Raw genomic sequence first — 24270 nt, 5'->3', positions numbered from 1 at the left:
AATAGATGAAAGGTATTGTAGCCGTTTTCTTTATTTAATAATTTACTGAAGAACTGCGAATGTTCAAATCCTAATTGAATGATTTTGTTTGAAATATCTTATCGAAAAGTAATATCAAAAGTTACCCACAATAAACTTAGATAAATGACAAGGGTTAATATTAAATTTACACACCGTATTAAAATAATTCCTACATTTACTACGTAATACAACTGAAATGAACACTTTCTTTGCGTTTTTCAACTTTGGAATTGCAATTAAATTTGAAATAAAAATTTAAGCACAGCATTGTCGGCTGTGCTTTTTTATTGTTGTCTAATTAAAAAAATGAGATCTATTTATCTACTGGATCCGCTTCTAAAGAGCGGATTCTTTTATTTCTACTATTTCTCCAAATAAACTTTAATTTTTACATCAAGCTTTGACACTCGATGAGGTAATTTTTAAACCTCTATATTTGCCGAAAATTATAATCTAATAACTCAAGTAAACACTATGAAATTCAAAATTACAGCTTTCCTTTGTATCCTATTTTCTTTTGGAAAAATGAACGCACAGGAAGTTAAAAAACATCTTTACAAAGGAACAATTGATAAATATCCCATTACCTTATATTTAATAGAAGAAATTTCCGGTTGCCCAACTACCAGCTATACCGGAATGTATAAATATGACAACATAAGCAAATGGCTCTATCTTGAAATTTCAGACGATGAAGAAAACCGTTTGGTTATGGTAGAGGGCGGAATTACGGGAATTATCAGCGTAAAGAAAACAGGTGGCGTTCTTCAAGGATTCTGGATCTCTCCGGATGGAAACAAAAAATTGAATGTGAACGTGAAAGAAGTTCCTACGAATGCCAAAACATTCCAATCTTATGACGAAAAATACGATCAGGTAAATTACGAAATGAATGATTGCTAAGGATTCAACATGTTTAATATTTACCACAAAAGATTAACACACCAATTATTTTAAGTTCATTATTAAACTCCAGTTAAGGGAAAAATTATTTTTGATATATCAGACACCTCATTATGAAAAAATTGACACTAAGTTTAGCGATACTTTCTTTAGTATATTCGTGTAAAAAAGAAGAAAAAAAGACCGAAAAACCTTCTGAAGAAACTAAAATCATCAATACACAAACTACCTATTCCTTACCTCCGGTTTATTTGGATTCATTGCGGTCAGAAAATGAAATTTTAACCCATCTTCAACATCGAAAGAATGAAATCATAAGTATGTTGGAAAATTCATCATCGGAAAAGAACAATTTGATGTATGAAAATTATAAAAAGGAAAACGATTCTGCACTCGCATTATTAACATTAAAAGAAACCCATTTACTCGATCAGTTTTTTGAATTTTACGTTTATCATCCAGAAACCGATAAGTCTACATTAAAGGTTCCGGAAAAATATAAAAAGACGGTTGATTCCTATACACAAACAGGAGTTGAGTTTTGGGATGTTGGTGAAGCCTACACAGAACTTCGCATGTTGCCAGATTTTTATTTCAATATTTTTAATGGAAAACTAACAGCAGATTATCAAAAATATCTGGAAATCATGAAGGAAGAAGATAAAGTGCTTTTTCAGTCGGATGCTGCCATTTCAATTCCGTGGCGTGATGTAGCAAAACGTGTTGAAGTGCGTGAGAAATTTTTGCAGGACTTCCCTACTTCCAAACTGAATAAGACTATCAACGAAGAACTTCAAAGCTATCAATATGCTTATCTTTTAGGCTACGACAATACTCCAACCCAAAATGATGAGGGCGGATTTACTCCTGAAAATCTTCAGGAATTTCAACGTTTCATGAAAGAAAATCCCAAAAGTGAAACTACTACCCTTCTAAAAATAATGCTTTCGATGCCGAAAGACAGAGAAAAGATGTATCAATTCGTTAACAGCAAATTACATCTTCCTTATGGCGAATAAACCTGATTTTAATTAAAAGACTGTTTATAGCTCAGCGGCGTTGTATTCATTTTCTTTTTAAATAATTTATTGAAAGATTGTGAATGTTCAAAACCTAATTGATAAGCAACTTCCGCCACAGAAAAATTGGTTGTGGTAAGATACTCTTTCGCTTTTTCAATGAGTTTTTCATGAATATGTTGCTGAGCATTTTGTCCGGTTAAATTACGGAGCATATCACTTAAATAATGTGGTGAAAGGTTGAGTTCGGATGCTAAAAATTCCACGGTGGGAAGTCCTTTTGTTAAGGTTTCCTGTCTGTTAAAATAGCCATCCAATACATTTTCCATTTTCGAAAGCAGATCATTATTAAAACTTTTTCGGGTAATGAATTGTCTCTTGTAAAAACGGTTGCTGTAATTCAGCAAAACCTCAATATAAGATACGATCACATCCTGGCTGATCTCATCAATCGCGGTATTGAGCTCACCCAAAATATTGTGTAATAATCCTACAATCACCGTTTTCTCTTTATCTGATAAATGCAGGGCTTCATTGGTATCATAGGAAAAGAAACCAAAATTTTTGATATTTTTTGCTAATGGATAACTCCTTATAAAATCTGGATGTACCAATAAAGTATATCCATGATATTCAGCCTCTTCTTCGGTAGATAAAACCTGATTGGGCGCCGTGAACATCATTCCTCCTTCATTGAAATCATAATATCCCTGTCCGTACCCCATTTTCCCGTTTTCAGAAAACTTATAGGATATTTTATAAAAGTTCAGTACAAAATTTCGATTGAGTAATTCTTTATTGACACTCATTTCAGTATTATCAACCAAACTTATTAATGGATGCAAAGGTTTCGGAAGCTGCAATAAACGATGCAATTCCGAAATGGATGCAATTTTCAGCGGGGCATTTTCTTTCTTTTCCATAATGATAAATGTAAGAATTATTTAGATTAAAAAACAGCACAAATACTTGTATACCTGTGCTATTTTTTACTTGAATTTATTAAAAGTTTTCAACTATTTCTACCATTAAGAAATGCTTAAGGTTTTTAGAATATTAAGATTGAGCTTCACTTTAAGAAATTGTGATTAAGGAAATCCGTGGATTTTTCTTACTACTTAATTTTTCTTAATGGTTTAAAACTACTTTCAAATTACTACTAGAATAACTTTAAGATTTTCTAAATAAATTGTTGACCTAATTGCTCTCTGAAAGCTTCATCTCCCAATTCCAAACGCTGTGCGTATAGTGCATTGGCATCTTCTCCTGCAACATATCTTAATTTGCTTTTCCCATCAGTCGCTGCTTCATAAACCACTTCTGCGATTTGTAAAGGCTCAGAAGCTGCGTCCATCATACCATCCATGCTTGAAAACAGTCCGTCAATCATTTCCTGATATTCCGGTCTGGTGGCTGTATCTAAAGAACGGCTTACGAAATCTGTTTTAATTCCGCCTGGAGAAACTGTTTTTACATTGATCCCGAATTTATTCAATTCAAATGCAAGACTTTCACTCCAACCTTCCAACGCCCATTTTGTAGCGTGATACGTTGAGGCTAAAGGAAATGCTATCAATCCACCAATAGAAGTTGTTGTAATAAACATTCCTTTTCTCTTCTCTCTGAAATAAGGAATAAATGCCTGTGTTACGCGGATAACCCCTAATAAATTGGTATTGATTTGTTTTACGATTTGGTCATCATTCAATGCTTCCAATGGACCAATTAAACCATATCCTGCATTGTTAAAAACCAAATCAATATCACTGATCTCTAATGCTTTTTTTACGGTGGATTGAATCTGCTCTGAGTTGGTAACATCTAACGGAAGAACTGTTACATTGTCAAGCTGAGAAAGTTCCGTTTCTGATTCCGGTGTTCTCATCGTTGCGATAACGTTCCACCCATTGCTTTGAAATAATTTTGCGGTTGCTTTTCCTAATCCTGTAGAAGCACCTGTTATAAAAATTGTTTTCATTTTTTGTTTGTTTAAATTTTACATGACAAAGGTCTGTATTCGGGAAAAGGATGAAGTTGCCAAATTGGATAAAGATGTAGCCAAAATGGAAATCCCCTTTTCGTTTCACATTTATGAATCATTAAGTATAAACCTGTTTAAACTAATTAAAAAATTTAACCACAAAAGGTACAAAAGCTATTATTGAATCATTTAAAGTTGAACTATTTGAAAACAAAGCTTACAAAAGAATAAAAATCAAAGATTTTTTTAAACTTATGTGTTCTTGTTTGCAGTTCATTATGAACTTAAATAAATAATATGCTAATATTTTATCTCTTTTGTGGTTAAATTAAAAGTTTAAACAAGTTTTATTTTAAATAAAACGCGCTCATCTATCAATATAGAAAAAGGAGTTTCCTAAAATTAAGATTCAGGTTTCATATCTTATAACATCATTGTATGAATACAAAAAAGCCAAAGTCTAAAAATAGATCTTTGGCTGAAAAACACTTACATTATGTATTAAATCAAATTTTAACTCTCAAAAAATTAAGCGGGGATATAAAATAGGTATTCCTCCCCGCTCCTCAATTATGGAAAATTTTCTTTGTTAAAAATATCAGAGGTATTTTCATAAAAAACGGATAACCTTTAGATGAAAAAACTCTAGTTTTTATTTTTAAAATGTTGTAGAGAGTTTCAGGGACTTGGGATGAATAGTCCCTGAAATCTCAAAACACAAACACGAAATGAATATTTTATTGAACATCTCCAACACAAAAGCTAAAAATAATTCCTGGTGTATTTGAATTACTAAAAACAATCTCAACTTCATCAAACCATAATCCCCCATAATTATCTACTAAATTGTATAGTGTAGAGCTACAAGGAGAGCTACTTAAAGAAGTGGATGTTGGGTTTATTGCTGTTCCGCCATTTCTAAAATATATTATATGCCCACTACTTCCTCCTGCTGTAATAGTATTTATCTTAAGATTACTTATTTTTTTATCAAATTTAATTTTGAGACGACTATTACTTGGTGCATTTGCTGCCATCTGATAGCCTCCACCAAGGAGTTGTCCACAAGGTGATGTAGAGTTACTGATAATATTTGTATAACTAACCGTAGCATTAACAGGAACTCCATTGATTGTACCTGAAACCGTTGATCCATTTGTAGCCGCAAACGGAATTTTAAATGAATTTGCTGTACAAGCGGTAGAACCACTTGGTGGCGTTGCAGCACCTGCTACTGTTCTTGTTAAAACACATGATCTTCCTCCAACATTGATCGCAAAACTAGCAGTACCTGCTGATGTAGGTGTTCCTGTAATCGTATAAGTAAATGTACCATTACCGTTTGCTAATGTTCCTGCAGCTAAGGTAGCTGTAAGCCCTGTAACTCCTGTAGATGTAACTGTTTGTGCTGTATATGTACCGGCATTTCCTCCTGTATACGAAATTACAGATGTTATTCCGGATGCAGCAACTCTACTAGTTAAAGTACCATTATTAGTTGCTCCTGCACAATTTAAACTAGCAATTGTACCTACAGGAACAATTACAGCTCTCGTTAAAGTACAAGTACGCCCACCAATATTAATGGCAAAATTTGCATTGCCATCACCAGATGGAGTCCCTGTGATAGTATAAGTAAGGGTTCCGTTTCCATTAGCAAAACTTCCTGCAGCTAATGTTGCCGTAAGCCCTGTAACTCCTGTAGATGTAATTGTTTGTCCGCCATGTGAACCTCCATTTCCTCCAGTATAAGGAATCACTGAAGTCACTCCTGATACTGCGACTCCTTTTGATAAAGTTCCATTATTGGTTGCGCTTGCACAGGTAACAGCAGTAATAGCTCCGGCAACGGGAGCCGTAACAGCACAAGTAGATACCCATGATGATGAATTCCAAAACTCCATACAATTGGTGTTTGTATTATAAACCATTAATCCTGCTGGTTTACTTGCGGCCGGAATCGCATTCCTTTGAACTGTTGTCAATCTAGGAGGAAGAAAACCTCTATTAGTGGCATTCAATTCTAATATAGCATTTACATTAGGAGTAGTTGTCCCAATTCCCATATTTCCTTCTGGACGCATTGTAGCTACTGTTGTCAGCACTTGATTCCCATCACCATAAGTCCCAGAAGCATTAGCTCCCACCTTAAAATCTATACCATTCTCTGCACCTGAGGCATTTATTGAAGGACCATAAGAACCTACATCAAACCAAAGATTATCCCAACTTCCAGAGCCTGCAGATCTTTTAATACCGAAACGATCACCTACCACATCTACTTTTGCAAGTGGATTTATGGTACCAATTCCTATGCTTTTATTAGCCGCATCTACTGAAAATGTATCTCCAGCTACTGAAAACGAATTCACCCTAGTTCCTGTAAAAGTTAATGTTTTATCTTCCTGATCTACTATACGATTAGTAGTAAGAATACCATCAGAATTATATATATTCACTAATGGATTGATTGCAGAATCTGTATTTAGTTTTACCCAATACAACCCGTCAAAATAATAATAACCTATACTATCTATATTTAATGCTGATCCTTTTTGTAAACCTGTTTTCACATCATTTACATAAATCAAAGTAGATATAGCTACTCCAAACATAGACTCTGCTCTTTCTCGATCTACTCTCGGAATTAATAATCCTTCAGGCGTTGTAGATGTACCTCTTGAATCTTTCGCAATAATATCAAAAGTTGCTTTTGGATCAGCAGTGTTTATACCCACTTGCGAAAAGGCAGCGCTTGAAAATATCAACCCAAATAATATAAATATATTTTTTTTCATTCTTAATTTTTTTTGTTTGTAATAAATTTTCTTGTTCTTTTTGTGTGTTTAGAATCGTATCTCGTACTTAAAAATGACTAGTATATTTTAAAGTATTTCGATGTTCATTTGTTTCTGCAAATCTATAACCAGCATACTGAAAAAGAGCGACTACAATGACACTACAAAACAATTTATAATTGATTATCAGTAACATACAACGCTCATCAAGTAGAGATGCAGTACTTAAAAAATACTTTTAATGATGATTTTTAAAGAATTTTAGAAATTTTTAAAAGATTTAAGAAAATTATTTTTATAAAATTTTTACTTTTGGATAATAAACACAAGTTAATGTTGATATTTCATTCAAATTTTAAAATACTTTTACTGCTTACCCTCCTACTTACAGTAAAATATAATGCTCAAGATTATTCTTTTTTTCCTGAAACCATAAAAGTAACTGCAGAATTTGCAGATAAAGGCGAATTTGTAAAAGCATTAGAATATAATATGAAGGCTTTGAAAGAATGCCAGAAAAAGAAAGACAAAGTAGGTGTTGCTAACGGTTATATAAATATTGCTTTTATCTCTCTTTTATTAAGCAAAATCAATCAAAGTATATATTATCTCGACAAAGCTAAAGTTGAAATGGAAGGTATGAATGATCCATTATTAGAGGCAAGACTTTACAGTGAATATGCCAAGATTGATACAAAATTGGGATTGCTTGAAAAGTCTAATGAAAACTTTAATAAAGCCATAGAATTTTCTAGGCAAATTTCTAATGAAAAACAGAAAAACTTTCTTTTATTTTACACCCATATTTGGAAACGGCTGAACTTCATGAATCAAAAGGATTCTCTTATTGTTCTAGAAAAAAAATCTTTGCAATATATACCAAGCGGGATTGTTTATACTCAAATAGCCAATCGTTTTATAAAAAGTAAAAGCCATCTTGATTCTGCCGAATATTATCTGAATAAAGCATTAACCGCACAAGACAGCAGTATTCTTGCTATTAAAGGATTGGCTTGGTATGGTCGGGGAAACTTATCATATGTAAGAAAGAACCCTGAAAAAACACTGGACTATTATTTAAAATCTCTTCAGTACTTTGAAAAGATAAAATTTAAAATCAATAAAAGAGTTTTATATGATTCTATTTCCAGTATTTACGGTGTTCTCAATAACAAAGAAAAGTCTGATTTATACTTAAGAAAATACAAACTCATTAATGATACCATAGAAAATGAACAGAAAGAGGCCATAAATGTTGTTGTACAAAATATCGTTAAACAAAATGAGAAAGAAGACCGACAAAAGCAAAACAAGCTTTATCTTATTATAGGAAGCATTATCATTTTATGTTTTTTAACGATTTATTTTATCCGAAAAAATTACCTTAAAAAACAGAGACAGAAAGATAGCTTACTTTTTGAAAAATCTACAGAAACTGATCTTCTGAAAAGAAAAGTAAACGAGTCTTTTGATGAAATTATAATGCTAGCCAAAAATGGAGATCCCTTTTTTCTTATAAGATTTAAGGAAGTTTATCCTGAGTTTTATGCTAAAATTATTCAACAACATTCTGAGCTTACCGAGCATGATATTAAATTCTGTGCCTATTTAAGGCTAAATCTTATTAATAAAGATATAGCACGTATTGAAAATGTAACCCTACGAACTGTACAAACCAAGAAGTATCGTTTGAAAAAAAAGTTTAATCTATCTTCTGATGTTGATTTAACTAAATGGTTAGCAAAAATATAATGTAAACGAATAAATTAAAAGAATCCTGTTCATAAAGTCTATTCTGCGTAAATTTTGTAGGTCGTCATTTTTTAATTTAAATTTGCAATATAATTCTTCAATCTATATAACTATAGCACCTATTCTATATGAGAAAATATTTTTTTCCTCTGATTATTTTTTCCTCTTCAATACTTTGTTCGGCTCAAAACAGTTTCAAAGTGGTTCCATTAGGAATATATGGTGGCGGTGAAGAAAGTAACTTATCCAGTTATATGGCTGCTCCGGCGAATTCTGAAAATTATGTTTGTCTTGATGCCGGAACATTACGCTCAGGAATTGAAAAAGCCATACAGAAAGGAAACTTCAAGGGAAATTCAGCATTACAGGTGATCCAAAAAAATATTAAAGGCTATCTTATTTCTCATGCTCATCTAGATCATGCAAGTGGTTTGATTTTAAACAGCCCCGACGATACTAAAAAATATATTTACGCCCTTCCTTCTGTAGCAGAAATACTTACAGATAAATATTTTTCATGGAAATCTTGGGCCAACTTTACCAATGTTGGGGAAGCACCTCATCTTAATAAATACAGCATTGTAAATTTAGAAACAAGCAAGGAAATTCCTTTAACCGATACAGAGATGTATGTAACGGCATTTCCACTGAGCCATGTAAAACCTTACGAGAGTACGGCATTTCTTTTACGACAAAATGGTGATTATCTATTATATCTTGGAGATACCGGCAGCGATTCTATAGAGCAAAGCAACCTGCTTCAGAATTTATGGAAACAGATTGCACCTTATATTAATGCCCAAAAATTAAAAGGCATTTTAATTGAAGTTTCTTTTCCAAATGAACAGCCAGACAAGTCTTTGTTTGGCCATCTTACTCCCAAATTATTAGAATCTGAATTAACCGTCCTAAACAGTTTTTGTCAACCCGGAAAATTAAAACAAGTTCCTATCATTATCACCCATCTTAAACCTGTAGATAATAATATAGAGCGAATAAAAAAACAACTTAAAGAACAAAAGACTCTAGGAGTTACTTACATCTTCCCGGAACAAGGAAAGAAGATTGATTTGTAGAATTCTATGTAAGAAAATGCATTTTTTGAGCACAGGTATTTATATTATACTTTTTGCATAGTGTGACGACGATGTCACTAAAGGATTAATTATATATTATGGAGCTCCAGTTTTATCAAAATCACTTCCAAACCATACCATATCTTCTAAATAAGGTAGATTATAATATTTATTCTGTTTAAAGTTCTCTGTCAATTTATTCCATATCTGATTATGATATGCGACATTACAAAATCCTAGAATATATCCTTTATTTCCATTACTCCATTTTTCAATATTATTCTTCCAAAACTTTTTAAACAAAGGATCTGTTGTATTTGCGGCATATGCAATAATCTTAAATAAATCATTTTCAGTGAAAATTGATATATTCTTTTCATAATATTCAATTATAAGATTGGTTACATATTTAGATAATGCCATAGTGTAAGCATTATTAGTTTCACTTGTATTTCTTTGAATATAATTTAATATTTCTGTATTCACTATTAATTCTCCTTTTTCATCTTTAGTGAAAATTAAATGATTTGTTACTTTTTCAGGAGTAGAAAGATTGCTTTTCATTAAGCTTATTATATAATCATCTTTATTAACCTTATTTGGATTAGTATCTGAATTTATTTTTTTGCTTAAGTTATTGAAATTTAAATACTCATTGCTTAATATACTGTATATGAGAAATTTTCCATCTTGATTTTTCTTTAATAGTAAATCTATATTTGTTTTCTTTTCATTTTTTTCTCCAAATAGTAAAAAGCTTACTCTATACTCATTTTTATTATTTATAGGTTTTATTTCTATTGTTTTTTTTATAATATTTCCATCATAATCTTGTCCATTTATAAAAGGGTCATAATCTAGAATAAGGTTTTCTTCGTCTGAATTTAAACTATCTATCCTTTTTATAATACGTTCGGAAACATATTGCTTTTTTAATTCCTCATTATAGAAAGGTTTGCTACTAGTATAAAATAATGTGTAAAATTCTTTTATTTTATTTATCGCCTCTTCATTATCATTATTAGTTACAATTGTGGATGATTTATTTTCATCCTTTTTTTCTTGCTTACAACCCGCAAACAGCCAAATAAAAATGGATAAAAGAAATATTTTTTTCATAAAATTAAAGTCTTAAAATGTTAATTAGTATTATTTGATTAGGTAAAACTATTGTTACCTATTCCATCTATAAATAGCGTATTTTTTTTCAACAGAATATTGATTTGCTACCCAAAAAGATTTTTGTTTAAAATCAGATACCCATTGCGATCCATTCCACATCGCAATATGACCATATGAATGTCCTTTTACACCAGAAAATGCAGCAATATCACCCTTTTCTAAATTTATAGATTCTATATTTGTTCCTATTTTTGTAAATCCAGACTTTACCAATTTATCTGTATTATAATATTCTCTTGCATGTCCCGATAAGTTATATATTCCACCTGCATTTATTGCTTGTCTAACATATAAAGCGCACTGACTGTTTGATTTTGGAAGAGCATTCTTATTAAGATGAGCAACGGCCTTTTCAATATCGTAGCTTCCACTTTTATCTATTTTTTGTTCTTTTGATTCTGCTTTCTTTACTTGCTGTGGTTTGGCATAAGGACATAAATCAACTTCAAAAATAATTTTTGTTATTTTATAATGCTCCTTTCGTTTAGTTCTAGAATTAGTATTCTTATTTATAATGTTAACAATAAGGTCTACAACATCATCATCTGGCAATTTTCCAGTTTTTTCAGCGGCAACATACATATCTTCTTTATACCAATCTGCCATTCCTGTAAGAGCAGCCTCTTTTGCTGAATAATCTCTATCCATCCCATCTTCAATTTTAATATTTTCTGAAGAAGCGAATTTATTTATTCTTTTTTGAATTTCTCCATATGTAGTCCTACCTGTAATTTGCAATAGACCACGTCCTCTAAAATTCCATGCATCTTCAGGTGATCTATTGCCCAATTCTGGACGATTTCCATACGCTATTTCAGCAATTTTTTTCTTATTTGCAATGTAACCATTTCTTGAGCTTCTTCCATATTGATATGCTAAATCATTTGGAACTGTTTTAGTATTATCAGTTGTTGGATTTCCATACTTATCAACTGATCGTCCTTGACTATTTGTTTTTCTAAATGCCTTAAATTGAATAGGTAATGCTTCGGCAGAATAATTCAATCCTTCTCCAGAAATAGCTCCTATTAAATCTAAACCAGACTCTTGAATTGATAGTGCGAAAAAATGAGCTTTTCTAGCACACGTATCAAGTTTATATTCTTTCTTATATTTATTTAAATACTTAGTTAACTCAGAAATAAGAGTAACATCTTTGCTAGCAGTATATATTTTTTGTAATTGTTCAACCGTTATATCTTTTTCACAATTAGGACATTTTCCTTTTTCTTTTTTCTTCTCCATAACTTTCGGTTCCTTAATAATCGAAGGGCTTTTCACCTGTTCCACTTCAAGAAGGCCATTTTCCATATCCACTCCAAACTTCACCGACTGGGCAGATAAATCTAAAGAAATAATTTCAATAAAATAATGCTGTTGATCTGCATCTGGATCACCAAATGGAAGATCAATTCCTTTTTTAAACAGATCTTTATCCAAGATAATGGCATAAGTATCACAAACATCACCGGGAATTTTGATCATCTTGCTGCGGTAGATCTCATCATTAGAGGTAGCATCCTTCTCCCAAATCACATACTGAATATGCTTACCCACCATATTTTTACTGTGTATTCTTACACGTAAAGGGTCTCCCACTGTGATTTTAGAAAGTTCTTTGCCTTCGTTATTAATAAAAACGGCTTCTATAATATTTCCTTTCGGATCCTTTTGTTTGTTGTGTCTCGGGTTTTCCGGAAACTTCGGTGTATCTTTTTGAGGTTGAGCTTTCTCTTTTTTATAATCAGGATTGGCAACATTCACATTAACCTGACTCGCGCCAAGTATTTTCCCTGCATGACTTGCCGTTACATAATATTCATGATAAGCTCCTTCGCTCTGATCGCCCTTCATCATATACTTATCAGCAATTTGTCGAAGTATTTTTTCTTCTGACATCAGGGATATCTTCACTTCGGCAAGGCCTTTTTCATTGACTCGGGCTTTATATGTTTTAGAATAACGATTGTTTTTATTGACCTCAGCATTGGGACCTCTTCCCTCAGCATCATCCTCCCAGAGATGAAATTCTATTTCCTGATTAAACATTGCAATGCAATGAGCTTGTGCTATTAAGGTATCTCGATAATTGGCTTTGTTGATATCTTTTGCGCCTCTGTTGAACAAGGTAACTCTATCTATTTTAGGCACTTCATTTCTTGTGGGAATCACAGAAAGAGTTCCGATTAAATTCTTTGAGGAACCTATTCCTGAAAGCAGTCCTTCTTTGATTTCGTAGACCTTCATTTCAAATTCAATTCCCATCGCGATTTCTCCAAATTGATAGGTTGCCTTATTTCCTTTTTTGGGCGTGTTGGTAATGTCTTTCCATCGTCCGGTTTTTTGTTTTTTGAAAATTTGCCATTCATAGTTACTTCCCAAAGAACCTAAAAGACCTAGCGGATTAAGCTCGTAGCTGTAGCTTATTCCGACTACAGGATTCTGATTTCCAATAATATTTCCTACCATAGCTTATACATAATAAAGTTCATCTGTACCATTAATATCTTCTTTAAATTCCTCAAAGTCCACAATAGGATTATACACCTGCTGTTCTCTTGTATCAGCCTCTGCAACTTGTTTCTTGCTAAGTTCACTTTGCTGTCCATGTTTGAGGACAGTGATTTTTCCTCCCGTGCTACACATCAGCTCAGAAATCTCTGAAAGACAACTTTGACCTTCGACTTTTGTTTTTTCGTACACTTTTTGCCATTTTCCGGCAGGCGCAAAAGCACAGGGAAGATTACCACCTGAAGAAGGTTTTAGTTTGCATTGTCCGAAACTTGGTCCCGAAGGGTTAAACTGTAAATCATTTTCTGTTACCGCAAGATAATCGGAATCATTTCCCGAATCATTAAAATAATGCCTTTGATGGGAGCTTACTTTAAACTGAGGAAATTGATTTCCCTGATTACATTGAGCTTTCCCTTTCTGGATTACGAAATATTTTCCGTCGTGATTACTTGTTTTATTTTCCTGTTTTGCTTTTTCAGTTTCTTCTTTCTCTGATTTCTGGGAATTTGCAGATTCTGTAGCTTCAGATTCGTTTTTTGTTACCTCATCATAGCCATTCATCGGGTCTGTTACCTCATCATTTGGATTTTCAGAAGTGGGATCTTTGGTTTCAAAAAAATCAGGATTTTCAGGAATGATGATTTGTTTCCCTGGGATGGGTTCCTGCATCACATCTTCGATTGGGCAATGGAGATTATGATAGGTTTTTAAAACTCCATCATCTTTAATGTTGAATTTCTGTGAGAGCGAATTGAAAGTATCGCCTTGTTGAATGGTGTAATTTTTCATATCATTTGTGTTAAAGTGAGATGGTGTTTGTAATCAACTGCTTTTTCACTGTTGAAAATTAGAGTTGCCTCAGCTCTGATCAAACATTTATTTTGTTTATGGGTGGTATATTGGATTTGGATTTTTCCTGAAGCATTATCTATGTCAGCTTCATTGCTTCTGTTTCCATTTTTAAGTTGTTGAAAACTGCAAGGTTCGGCTATTTTCCCTGTCAAAACCGTGAGCATATGATCTTTATCCTCTGCTATATATTCAGCTTCCATACGACATGCTATTTGAAAGGAGTTTTGAAAAAAGAAGAAGTTTTCTCTCCATGATTCTTTTTTTTGAAACCATTCCATATTGGGAAATAAGATCTGAAAAAGTAAGCTGGAACAAAACTGTTTTAAAAATAACTTCTCATTGCTACAATTTTCCTGAAATAATTTGAGGTAGCTTGTATTCGTTTCTCCCTGAAAATAATCTTCAAGATCATAACGCTTTTGCCTGAGACGTGTTTTTATTTCCTTATGATTTAAAAATCCAGCAATCAACCCATTATCATGAAGTATAAAATCTACAGGCAATATACTTTCCATGCAGGCAAGAGTAAGTGTGCTTATTTTATTGTCAGGAACTTCTCCGTTGGTTATAAAATCTTTCCGATTAAATGTAACAATAGGTTTGTTTTGAAGTTTTCGACTTTCTAAACTAACGGTATAATCAACTGTTAAAGGAAGCTCATCAATGCTTTCAAAAGTTTCACAAACTTTATATTCCTTAGCATGGAAAGCATTTGATCGTTTTAATGAAGGAAGGTCTTCTCTTTTTTCCTGTTCTTTCTGCTCTTCCGTTTTATAATTCTGTGGAACCCATAGAGATTCTATATGACTTATATTTTCAAACCAAAGGGTATCTAGCTTCTCACAGTGCGTATTATGAAACAGTTTTAACTCTTCAACGGTCATTCCTAACCGGGAAGAAATTGAATGAAGGGAATCTCCATTACGAATTTTGTATTTTAAGTAATTTATTTCCATCGAGTGTGTTATATGATAAAATTAATGAAAAAAGATTTCTTAAACCTTAGTTTTGATGTTAAATTTGAGAAATTGTAGTAGAACTACGATTGGATATTCAGATTGAAAACTTCAATTATTTGAAAAATGTCAAGAAGCAAAGTATTGAATCAATATCTTTAAGAGGTTGTTTAGTTTTTCACTTTCACCTTGCATAAATAATTGACTGCTTTTATTTTTAGTAATTCTTATTTTTTCACCGTTAAGGTTCTTTTAAGGTTTTTAGAATATTAAGTTTTGAGCTTTGCTTTAAGACGACCCGCTTAAGGAAATCCGTGGGTTTTCTTAATTTTCCTTAACAACTAAATTACTCTTAATGGTTTAAAACTTTCATCAATCAATGGTTATCTAAATCATATTCTTTAAGGATTTTTTTTGATTTAAAAGACAATGTACTGATGACCTATTTTTCTAACGCAAAGCTTTAGCTTCATTATGTATGTTTTCAGGGAGCAAAGGATAGAATCAACTAAGTTGATTCGTCGAAGCGTATGGATAAGCATACTGCTTCATCAGCGACGAAGTCGCATCACTTTGCTCACTTAGAATAAAGCAAAATTATTCATCAACTTTGCGTTAATATTTTTAATCAAAAAATAATTTCAAACATCATCTATTGAGTATTGTTGATGAAAATAAACAACTGATAACTAGATGTATAAAAATTATTGAGTAAAATCTAAACAGGCTCTAAGTTTTGAGCTTTGCTTTATGACGACCCGCTTAAGGAAATCCGTGGATTTTCTTAATTTTCCTTAATAACTAAATTACTCTTAATGGTTTAAGACTTTCATCAATCAATGGTTATCTAAAATTATCACAGGCTCTAAGCCTTTATTAAAACTGTACTGCATCCTGCCCACAAAAAAACCGACAGATATAGCCTGTCGGTTAGAAAAAAACAAAAATTGATATGGATATGATTAGATATGTGTTTTACTGTTTAATTATTTTTTCTGTACTTATTTTTTTGTTGTTCGTCTGAATTTTAATTAAATAAGTTCCCGGAACAAAATCACTGATATTGATGGTTGTAGAATTTCCTTCTGATAACTTTTGTCCAGATATATTGTAGACTTCAAATTTCTCTACCTTTTCATTTGTTTTAATATAAACTAAACCTGTTGTTGGGTTTGGATATATCTTTGATGATTCTTTAGCCACTTCTCTTGTAGAAAGACTTGATGATTGTACATTGATGGTGTAATCTTCTACCTGACCAATGAACCAGTTTTTTGGACATGGTAAATTTTCTAATGTTCCCATCCATGAGCTGGATTCATACGCTTTTACCAATCTGAAACGGGTTGGGCCCAACAATGCATCAGCAGGAATTGCAATAGTACCTGAAGTGATACCGGATTGCTCATTCGGAACCGGATTTGAATTGTCTAAATACCCCAGATTGAATTTTTCGTTATCATCGAAAATATTGTTATGGTTAAAATCGATGTAAGCATACGCTGAAACCGTAGTTTGTCCGTGAGTTCCTCCTGTTACAGAGATAGGATAAGAACCTCCTCGGTTAACGTCAAATACAGTGCTGATAAAGTTTTCTATTGTTGTAGAAGAACCGTTAATCGGACTGTTTTTGGTAAGGCCTGCGAATTCTACTTTGGTAATTTCGCTAACGGTAAGACTTGTAATATTTTCATCTCCGCAATAAGGCGCAGGGAATACTGATGTATTTCCGATAATATTAACGGTGTAATCTTCTGTTTGTCCTGCTCTTAAATTCGTATCACAAGCTGTATTGATTGTGTTCGGAGCATTGGGATTGGAATACGCTGCTGTATTACTATTTTTAAGAACTCTCATTCTTGTAGCTCCAGCAGTTGCATTGCTTGGGATGGCAATATTTGCCGTAACAGTAAATGCATTAGCAGGATTAGCCGCCGCCAAACGACCGATGTAAAAACTTTCTCCTGCATCATTGAAATTTCCGTTTTGGTTAAAATCAATAAACACTACCACATCACTCGGAAATGTTCCTGAAGGTCCTTTTACGGAAATCGGGTAACTTACCCCTGATTGTACATCTGTAGATTTCGAAGTGAAATTTTCATAAACAGGTGTTGTTCCAGCTTGAAACGGAGAGGTATTATTGATACTTCCAAAAGTAACATTGGTAATCATGTTGCTGTCTGCACCATATTGAAACGTAGGTGAACAATATTGAGCTTCAACAAGAGCGCAAAATGCAACAGCAGAAAGGATAAAAGTCTTCTTCATTAATAGTTATTTTTATTGAGACAAATTTATATTTATTTAGACTTAATAAAAATAATAAAGATGCTGACATTTATCAGTTTATTGTGATTTACTTAAAAACATCTTTTGTACAGACGATTATTGAATCAGAACGTCCAGCATATCAGAGCTTTTACATCATCATAAGGATAGGCTAATATTTTTCTTTGTTTATCGAAAATTTGTAGAATTCTTATGTTTTCTTCAAAAATGAAATGATTTTCTATCTTTTTATGCTCTAAAGAATATACCCATACCCTATTGTCTTCATAGAAATAGATCAGTTTTTCATCTTCAGAGACTAAAAAATCGGTAAAATGGAAATCTAATTCTAATGTAAATGGAGCTTTATCCTCCAAAGACTGATAGATGATAAGCTTTGGAATAGGTTCTATTCTTTCATGTTTTGTTTCTGTAGCAGGTTCTAAAATTCCACATTGAAGATAAAACTTCCCCGATTTCTTATGAATCACATTTCGGTAGATTTCTGTTTTCAGCACTTCTTCTGTTTTATTTTTTCTAAGATCATACCTCATCACAAAACCATAATGTCCACAGAAAATAAGAAAACTGTTTTCACTTTCTTTGCTGATTCCTCTGCAAGATTTCACTTTCTTTTTTGTTGAGGTCTCCGTAGTACAATTATAAATATTCAGAACACTTGAACTGAAATTCATCATCAGTAAAATATCTTTATCATCCGAATTGATGTAATCACTGTATTTTGGAACTCCTTTTTTCAACTTCTTTTCAATAGTAAAACGAGTTCTGTCTATCTGAAATATGGTATTGTCAGAAACCGCAAAAAGATCTTTTTGATTCTCATTCCAATATAAACAACGGACAGAATTTTTAATGGAAATGCTATTGACCTCATCGCCCGTTTCAAGAGTAAGCTTTCTCAGTTTCATCGAAGGAAATGAAGATCCCCAACCATCACTTATATAAAAATGCGTATCATCAAAAGGATCAATCTCTGGTTTTATACTCCCAAAAACTGCATTCTTAAGTTTTATTCTCCAATGTTCTTTGATGTTCATATTTAAAGTAGATAAGGTTTAAGAGTTTCTTCAGCTTCTCTTTCATAGATTTCAAATTGGTTAACAGCAGCTTCTTTTTTCTCTGCTGCATTAGAAGCAGTAGATTTTATGGTTCGTGATCCTTTACCCAGAAAATAGATATCTCCATTATTACTATTCTTTTGGTAGTAAGCAGACCATGAAGTTTCCTCCTCTGTATAGCCTTTGATAACATTCGGCAATGCTTTATTTAAAAATGCATATTCTTTAGCATGAAATGTTGCCATTCCAATACGCAATCTCTTGAGTTTCTTTAATTTTAAAACTGATAAAAGAGCCGGAAATTCTGTTTTATTAATCACAAATCCAAGGCTCAGCATTTCCAGATTAGGTAAGCCTTCTAAAAAAGAAAAATTGTCAATCGGCTGGCTCCAGTCGAGGGTGCCGTCAATATGCATATACCGTAAACTGTTAATTCCTTTCAATCCGTCGAAGTTTGAAACCCTACGCAGGTTTTCAAAATGAACTGATTTTAGCTTTGCTAATTTCTGAAGGGGTGAAAGATCAGAGAATCCCGAAACATATTCAAAAACAACCTCTTCTAGATTTTTTAAATTTTCGATAAACTCTATGTCTTTTGCCCTGAAAAAAGAAAGCCTTAATCTTGTAAGCTGGGTGAGTTCTTTTATAGCTTCTACCTGTTCTTTGCTTGGATCATAAAGCGTAAGTTCCTCCAGATTCGGACATTGGAAGATCTGTCGCCAATTTTCATTATTCTTACTGATCGTCAATATTCTAGCGCTTCCCAGATCTGTAGTTTCTCTTTCTATAGAATAGGCGTACCTTTCATTATTCGGAACAATTGTCCAATACTCGTCTTCACGGTATAATAAATCTGCAAAATGGTGTTTCATGTTTTATTGAATTTTTAATTACTACTTTTTACCTAATTCGTTGTTTCTCTATAAATAGATTTTTCAATCCGTTCAAGTTAAATAAAATAGATCGTATCACAGTAGTTGCTTTTTGGTTTCACTCGGGCTGAATCCGAAGTGACTTTTATACAAACGGGAGAAATGTGATACATTTTCATAGCCTACTTCATCACAAACATTAGCAATAGTAAGCTGGGTAGAAAGGAGTAAATCTTTGGCTTTTTGTAATCTCTTTTCCTGTATCCATTTCGCAGGTGAACGATGATAAAGAGATTCAAACTCCCGGCGGAAGCTGGACAAACTTCTTCCTGAAATATGCGCCAACTCCTGAAGGGTATGTGGTTGAAAGCAATACGCTTCCATCGTTTTTACCAAATCTCTGGTTTCATACCGGTTAAGATGAATCAATTGTTGTAAAAATCTTGGATTTTCCTGTGAAAGGTCAAACAGCAATTCTAAAATTTTAAGCTTAAATAATTCTGTTTTTATATTTTCATTATCATCAAAATAAGGTTGTAATGATGCTAAGAAGGATTGCAATCTCCCACCGTAAGAATGAACGATTACTTCATCATCCGGAACGGGCTTTCCTAAATAATCATCTGTTTGAATCAATTTAATAAAATCAATAATGATGTCTTTCTTCAAAGTGAAAGAAACACTCTCATACATAAAGTTATTGAGGGCATTACCACTTTTTATGATCTCAACATACGTCGCTTTTTTTATCAATAACATATCGCCCTTTTTTAAAGAAAAGAGTTGGTTTCCAATGCGCAATTCATTCACCCCTTCCATTGCAAATAACAGAAAATGTTCTTTCAACATATTCTGCTTATGAAAAGGGGTGGTATGTTGTTGGCGACAAATCTCTATGGTACCTATCCCCTTTGATGTTAAGATAATATGTGTTCCCGGAAATGAATCTTGATCTGCTATTTGTTTTACAACGTTCATGTAGGATTTTTTACAAAAATAGAAAATCTATTCACCAATCATAACCCTCTTTTCCTGTTGACACAAATAGTCATGAAATATGGCATGGTAAGCAATCTCATTCCGCTGAATATAGTAGAATTTTGCAGAAAATTAATTCATTCAATTATGTTACAGTTTAAAAATTCAGAAAAAGTATTTACGATAAAAGGGTTGTCACAAGCCGTAGAGATTCCATTGGGGCATCAGAAGATGATTATCCTGTCGGGGCAAATTCCACTCAACAAGCAAGGGGAACTAGTGGGTCATGATGTAAAAACGCAAACGATTCAAATTTTTGAAAACATCAAAGATATTTTAGAAACCTGTAATGCCAGCCTTAATGATATTGTAAAACTCGGGATTTTCATTTCTGATATTTCGCAAATCGCAGGATACAGAGAAGCCAGAGATCAATTTATTAATTTAGATAATCCGCCCGCAAGCACACTTGTAGAAGTAAAAGGTTTATTTAGAAGCGATGTAATTATTGAAATAGAAGTTACTGCTGTAGTAGGAATATAGTCTGACTGACAGTAAACACAAAAGTGTGTTTCGTTGTATTGGATATGACGAAACACACTCATTATTTTACCACACCATCTATTGCATGTTGGGTAACTTACTATTGGCGAAATAGTATTTTATTGAATTTCTGTGCAGATCTCAACTAAATAATTATCAATATCCTTTATATAAGCCGTTGTTTGCCCCCAAGGTTTTACGGTGATTTCTTCGTATAAGGAAGCGCCATTGGCTATAGATTTTTCAACTAAAGCTTTTACGTCATCGGTTACAAAACCCAGCTCTATTCCGAAAGGCTTATCAACTGTTTTAGATGCCAGAAATCCTTTTTTAATATTTGAACCCGCAAGCTCTAACGAAGCGAAAGAAAGTGTAGTTTCTCCTGAAATTAATTCTCCATAATCGTTTTCCGGAGTGATAAATTTAATCTCGAAATCAAAGGTGTTTTTGTAAAAGTTCATCGACTTCTGTACGTCTTCTACGTAAAGGATAATGTATTTTAGTTTGATCATGTATTGTTTTTTTGTCTTAAAATGTTTAAAAATTTTGAATACCTACCTTAATGTTCATGTTCTTCTAATTCAAAAAGCGCTAAGGCATTCTACTCAGCAAAGGTCACAAAAATTTTTCAATGAGATCAGATAAGATTACAGATGATCATTAAAAGTTTTAATATTTTTTATGATTTTTTTATCTATTTTTCTTTTGTCTTAACACAAAAGGAAACAAAAAGTCAAGACTGGAAACTTCCACTAAAAATAAAATCTGCTCTCTAAAAATTCTAAAACTCGTGCGGATTTACTATTGCTGCTTCCGATAAATATTTGTCCCGCACTCAAACAGTAGAATTTTATTAACGTTCACAGAGTTCATTTTCTTAACGCTTCAGTTTCCTAAGTCGTAAATAAGAACTCACAGAGGTTTTAAATATTAAGAGAAGGTCGCCCTGAGGCAATAGTGTAGGCTTCTTTCAATACCTCGGCGTACGTAGGATGTGCATAAGACATTCTGGCCATATCGTTTGCAGTTACTTCATACTCCAATCCCACAACTGCCTGTGCAATAAGATCTGCTGCTCTGGCTCCAATAATGTGAACGCCCAATAACTCGCCATATTTTGGATCTGTCAATACTTTTACAAAACCTTCGGTATCCATTCCTGCGCGGGCTCTTGCATTGGCAGAAAAAGGAAACTTCCCAATGGTATACTCAACTCCTTTTTGTTTTAATTCTTCTTCTGTAAAACCCACAGACGCCACTTCCGGCCAAGTGTATACTACAGAAGGAATTCGGTGATAATGAATATGTGGTTTTTGTCCATTAATTCTTTCAACCACAAATACGGCTTCTTCTTCGGCTTTGTGCGCTAACATCGCTCCGCCGATGACATCTCCGATGGCATAGATATTTGGGACATTGGTTTGAAGTTCGTCATTAACGATAACCATTCCTCTTTGGTCCAGCTGTACATCCGTATTTTCGAGGCCTAAATTTTGGGTATTGGCTTTTCGACCGACTGCCATCAGAACATACTCAGCTTCTAACTCTTGTTCCGCTCCATTTTTATCTTTAAAGCCAACTTTTGCATAATCTCCTACATTTTCAGCTTTATAAACAGACTGTTGAAGATGAATTTCAATTCCTTCTTTTGTTAAAATCTTCTTTAAGTTACTCCCTAAATCATGATCCATATTGGCGATCAGCTGGTCGGCATATTCCAGAATGGTTACCTGAGTTCCCATTCTGTTAAAAATAGAAGCCATTTCTACTCCTATAACACCGCCGCCAATAATGATCATGCTTTTGGGCTGCTCTTGGAGAGATAGAGCTTCAGTGGAAGAGATAATTCTTTTTTTATCAATGATAATTCCCGGAATAGAAGCAGGTTTAGATCCCGTAGCAATAATATACCGGTCTGCTTTAATTGTTATAAAAGATTCATCCTCTGCCGTTATTTTTAAAGTTGAATGGTCTACAAAAGAAGCAGTTCCCTGCATACAGGTTATTTTATTCTTTTTCATCAGATAATCCAAGCCTTGGGTGTTTTTGAGAACAACCTCTGTTTTTCTTTTGTACATCTGCTCAAAATTGAGTTGAACGGAATCCAGATCAATACCGTGAGCTTTAAACTTATGTACAGCATCATGATAATGATGCGTGCTGTCTAATAGTGTTTTTGTGGGAATACAGCCCACATTAGTACATGCACCTCCCAATGTGTCATATTTTTCAATAAGAAGCGTTTTATAGCCTAATTGAGCGCTTCGTATAGCAGCGACATAGCCTCCCGGACCTGAGCCGATTACGGCCAAATCATATTGTTCCATTTCTTTATAGTATTTTAGATGATTATATTTAGGTAAATGTGATGGTGGTTAATTATATATCAGTCTATATTTTCGATGATAATAGCTGAAGCACCACCTCCACCGTTGCAAATTGCTGCGAGTCCATATCTTCCTTTTTCCTGGCGCAATACATTGAGTAACGTCACAATGATTCTGGCTCCTGACGCTCCGATAGGATGCCCCAGTGCAACCGCTCCGCCATATACATTTACTTTATTCAGGTCGTAGCCCAGAATCTGCTGATTGGATAAGATCACCGAAGCATAGGCTTCATTAATTTCAAAATAATCGATTTCCTCTAAGCTAAGACCCGCCTGTTGCAATGCTTTTGTTATCGCAATAGACGGCGAAGTGGTAAACCATTCCGGAGCCTGAGCGGCATCTGCATAAGCAATAATTTTAGCTAAAGGTTTTAGATTGTGCTTTTCTACCGCTTCGGCGGATGCCAATATCAAAGCGGCGGCTCCGTCATTCAGGTTGCTGGAATTAGCAGCTGTTAGTGATCCTTCTTTTTCAAAAGCGGGTTTTAGTTGTGAGACTTTTTCATGAATAAGTTTGTCGATGTCTTCATCTCTATCTACTACTGTGTTCCCTTTTTTACCATCAACGGATATTGAAATCAGTTCATTTTTAAATTTATTATTGTCAGTTGCTTCCTGGGCTTTTTTATAAGAATGTAAAGCGTAATCGTCTAACTGCTCTCTTGTATGTCCGTATTTTTTTACGCCCAATTCGGCGGCACTTCCCATATGGAAATCATTGTATACATCCCAAAGTCCGTCCTTGATCAATCCGTCTGTCAGGATTGAATCTCCTAATTTTTTTCCATTACGCAAATGGGAATAGTGAGGAACATTGCTCATGCTTTCCATTCCGCCAGTGACTACAATATCCTCCAACCCAAGCTGAATCTGTTGTGCGCCCAACGTCGTGGCTTTCATTCCTGAAGCACAGACTTTATTAATGGTGGTTGCATCTTTATCAACCGGAATCTTTGAAAAGATAGCTGCCTGTCTTGCCGGCGCTTGACCCCAATGTCATTAAGTTAGTGTATTTCATAAGCTATTTCGTTGATTTTTAGGAACTATTGGTTTTGCTCTTGCTCTGTATTTACCAATATTCCTT

18 protein-coding genes and 1 pseudogene are annotated in these 24270 nt (G+C 33.5%); 5 read left to right on the top strand and 14 right to left on the bottom strand.

The window, feature by feature from the left end:
• The first annotated feature begins 495 nt into the window (after nt 1-495).
• Both BUB80_RS00095 and BUB80_RS00090 read left to right on the top strand, forming a co-directional pair.
• Complete coding sequence (locus BUB80_RS00095; RefSeq protein ID WP_073289786.1) at nt 496-924, top strand: hypothetical protein; 429 nt, start codon at nt 496-498, stop codon at nt 922-924.
• Nucleotides 925-1037: 113 nt separating this feature from the next.
• Entirely contained in the window at nt 1038-1943 is a 906-nt protein-coding gene (locus BUB80_RS00090; RefSeq protein ID WP_073289785.1) for a hypothetical protein, read from the top strand.
• Between the two features lie 8 nt (nt 1944-1951).
• On the opposite strand, the gene BUB80_RS00085 is transcribed toward BUB80_RS00090, so the two are convergent.
• The 3 genes from BUB80_RS00085 to BUB80_RS00075 all read right to left on the bottom strand — a co-directional run bounded on the left by BUB80_RS00085 (nt 1952) and on the right by BUB80_RS00075 (nt 6722).
• On the bottom strand, nt 1952-2866 hold the full coding sequence (locus tag BUB80_RS00085) for a helix-turn-helix domain-containing protein (protein ID WP_073289783.1): 915 nt from the start codon (nt 2864-2866) through the stop codon (nt 1952-1954).
• A gap of 257 nt (nt 2867-3123) precedes the next feature.
• Nucleotides 3124-3921 carry an SDR family oxidoreductase gene (locus BUB80_RS00080; RefSeq protein ID WP_073289781.1) on the bottom strand — a complete coding sequence of 266 codons (798 nt, stop codon included), beginning with the start codon at nt 3919-3921 and terminating at the stop codon, nt 3124-3126.
• A gap of 740 nt (nt 3922-4661) precedes the next feature.
• Entirely contained in the window at nt 4662-6722 is a 2061-nt protein-coding gene (locus BUB80_RS00075; RefSeq protein WP_073289779.1) for a hypothetical protein, read from the bottom strand.
• Between the two features lie 333 nt (nt 6723-7055).
• On the opposite strand from BUB80_RS00075, the gene BUB80_RS00070 reads away from it, so the two are divergent.
• Nucleotides 7056-8474 (top strand): helix-turn-helix transcriptional regulator, encoded by a 1419-nt coding sequence (locus BUB80_RS00070; protein ID WP_073289777.1) that lies wholly within the window; start codon nt 7056-7058, stop codon nt 8472-8474.
• A 128-nt stretch (nt 8475-8602) separates the two neighbouring features.
• Nucleotides 8603-9550 carry an MBL fold metallo-hydrolase gene (locus BUB80_RS00065; RefSeq protein ID WP_073289775.1) on the top strand — a complete coding sequence of 316 codons (948 nt, stop codon included), beginning with the start codon at nt 8603-8605 and terminating at the stop codon, nt 9548-9550.
• Nucleotides 9551-9646: 96 nt separating this feature from the next.
• Here the strand turns inward: BUB80_RS00065 and BUB80_RS00060 are convergent, their stop codons facing one another.
• The 8 genes from BUB80_RS00060 to BUB80_RS00025 form a co-directional block, all read right to left on the bottom strand.
• Nucleotides 9647-10669: a DUF3828 domain-containing protein gene (locus BUB80_RS00060; protein WP_073289773.1), complete on the bottom strand. Its 1023-nt coding sequence runs from the start codon at nt 10667-10669 to the stop codon at nt 9647-9649.
• Nucleotides 10670-10723: 54 nt separating this feature from the next.
• The gene (locus tag BUB80_RS00055; RefSeq protein WP_073289771.1) at nt 10724-13201 is read right to left on the bottom strand and encodes a glycoside hydrolase family 19 protein; all 2478 of its coding nucleotides are present in this window, start codon (nt 13199-13201) and stop codon (nt 10724-10726) included.
• Between the two features lie 3 nt (nt 13202-13204).
• On the bottom strand, nt 13205-14035 hold the full coding sequence (locus tag BUB80_RS00050; protein WP_073289770.1) for a DUF4280 domain-containing protein: 831 nt from the start codon (nt 14033-14035) through the stop codon (nt 13205-13207).
• Complete coding sequence (locus BUB80_RS00045) at nt 14032-15054, bottom strand: hypothetical protein (protein WP_073289768.1); 1023 nt, start codon at nt 15052-15054, stop codon at nt 14032-14034. Before BUB80_RS00045 ends, BUB80_RS00050 begins: the two co-directional genes overlap by 4 nt.
• A 975-nt stretch (nt 15055-16029) precedes the next feature.
• The gene (locus BUB80_RS00040; RefSeq protein ID WP_073289766.1) at nt 16030-17325 is read right to left on the bottom strand and encodes a GEVED domain-containing protein; all 1296 of its coding nucleotides are present in this window, start codon (nt 17323-17325) and stop codon (nt 16030-16032) included.
• 125 nt (nt 17326-17450) lie between these two features.
• On the bottom strand, nt 17451-18383 hold the full coding sequence (locus BUB80_RS00035; protein WP_073289764.1) for a hypothetical protein: 933 nt from the start codon (nt 18381-18383) through the stop codon (nt 17451-17453).
• A gap of 2 nt (nt 18384-18385) precedes the next feature.
• On the bottom strand, nt 18386-19276 hold the full coding sequence (locus BUB80_RS00030; protein ID WP_073289763.1) for a leucine-rich repeat domain-containing protein: 891 nt from the start codon (nt 19274-19276) through the stop codon (nt 18386-18388).
• A gap of 96 nt (nt 19277-19372) precedes the next feature.
• On the bottom strand, nt 19373-20254 hold the full coding sequence (locus BUB80_RS00025) for a helix-turn-helix domain-containing protein (protein ID WP_073289761.1): 882 nt from the start codon (nt 20252-20254) through the stop codon (nt 19373-19375).
• A 147-nt stretch (nt 20255-20401) separates the two neighbouring features.
• Between BUB80_RS00025 and BUB80_RS00020 the strand changes: the two genes are divergently transcribed.
• On the top strand, nt 20402-20797 hold the full coding sequence (locus tag BUB80_RS00020; protein ID WP_083546952.1) for a RidA family protein: 396 nt from the start codon (nt 20402-20404) through the stop codon (nt 20795-20797).
• A 119-nt stretch (nt 20798-20916) separates the two neighbouring features.
• On the opposite strand, the gene BUB80_RS00015 is transcribed toward BUB80_RS00020, so the two are convergent.
• The 3 genes and pseudogenes from BUB80_RS00015 to BUB80_RS00005 all read right to left on the bottom strand — a co-directional run.
• Nucleotides 20917-21309 carry a VOC family protein gene (locus BUB80_RS00015; protein ID WP_054508829.1) on the bottom strand — a complete coding sequence of 131 codons (393 nt, stop codon included), beginning with the start codon at nt 21307-21309 and terminating at the stop codon, nt 20917-20919.
• Between the two features lie 411 nt (nt 21310-21720).
• Entirely contained in the window at nt 21721-23124 is a 1404-nt protein-coding gene (gene lpdA, locus BUB80_RS00010) for a dihydrolipoyl dehydrogenase (RefSeq protein WP_073289759.1), read from the bottom strand.
• A 59-nt stretch (nt 23125-23183) separates the two neighbouring features.
• A pseudogene (locus BUB80_RS00005) lies at nt 23184-24176 on the bottom strand (acetyl-CoA C-acyltransferase); the annotation flags it as partial.
• Between the last annotated feature and the right edge of the window lie 94 nt (nt 24177-24270).

It is taken from the genome of Chryseobacterium polytrichastri, assembly GCF_900142445.1.
Lineage (GTDB): Bacteria > Bacteroidota > Bacteroidia > Flavobacteriales > Weeksellaceae > Chryseobacterium > Chryseobacterium polytrichastri.
The sequence above is the reverse complement of the archived record's forward strand: the minus strand, read 5'-3'. Positions and strand labels throughout refer to the sequence as shown.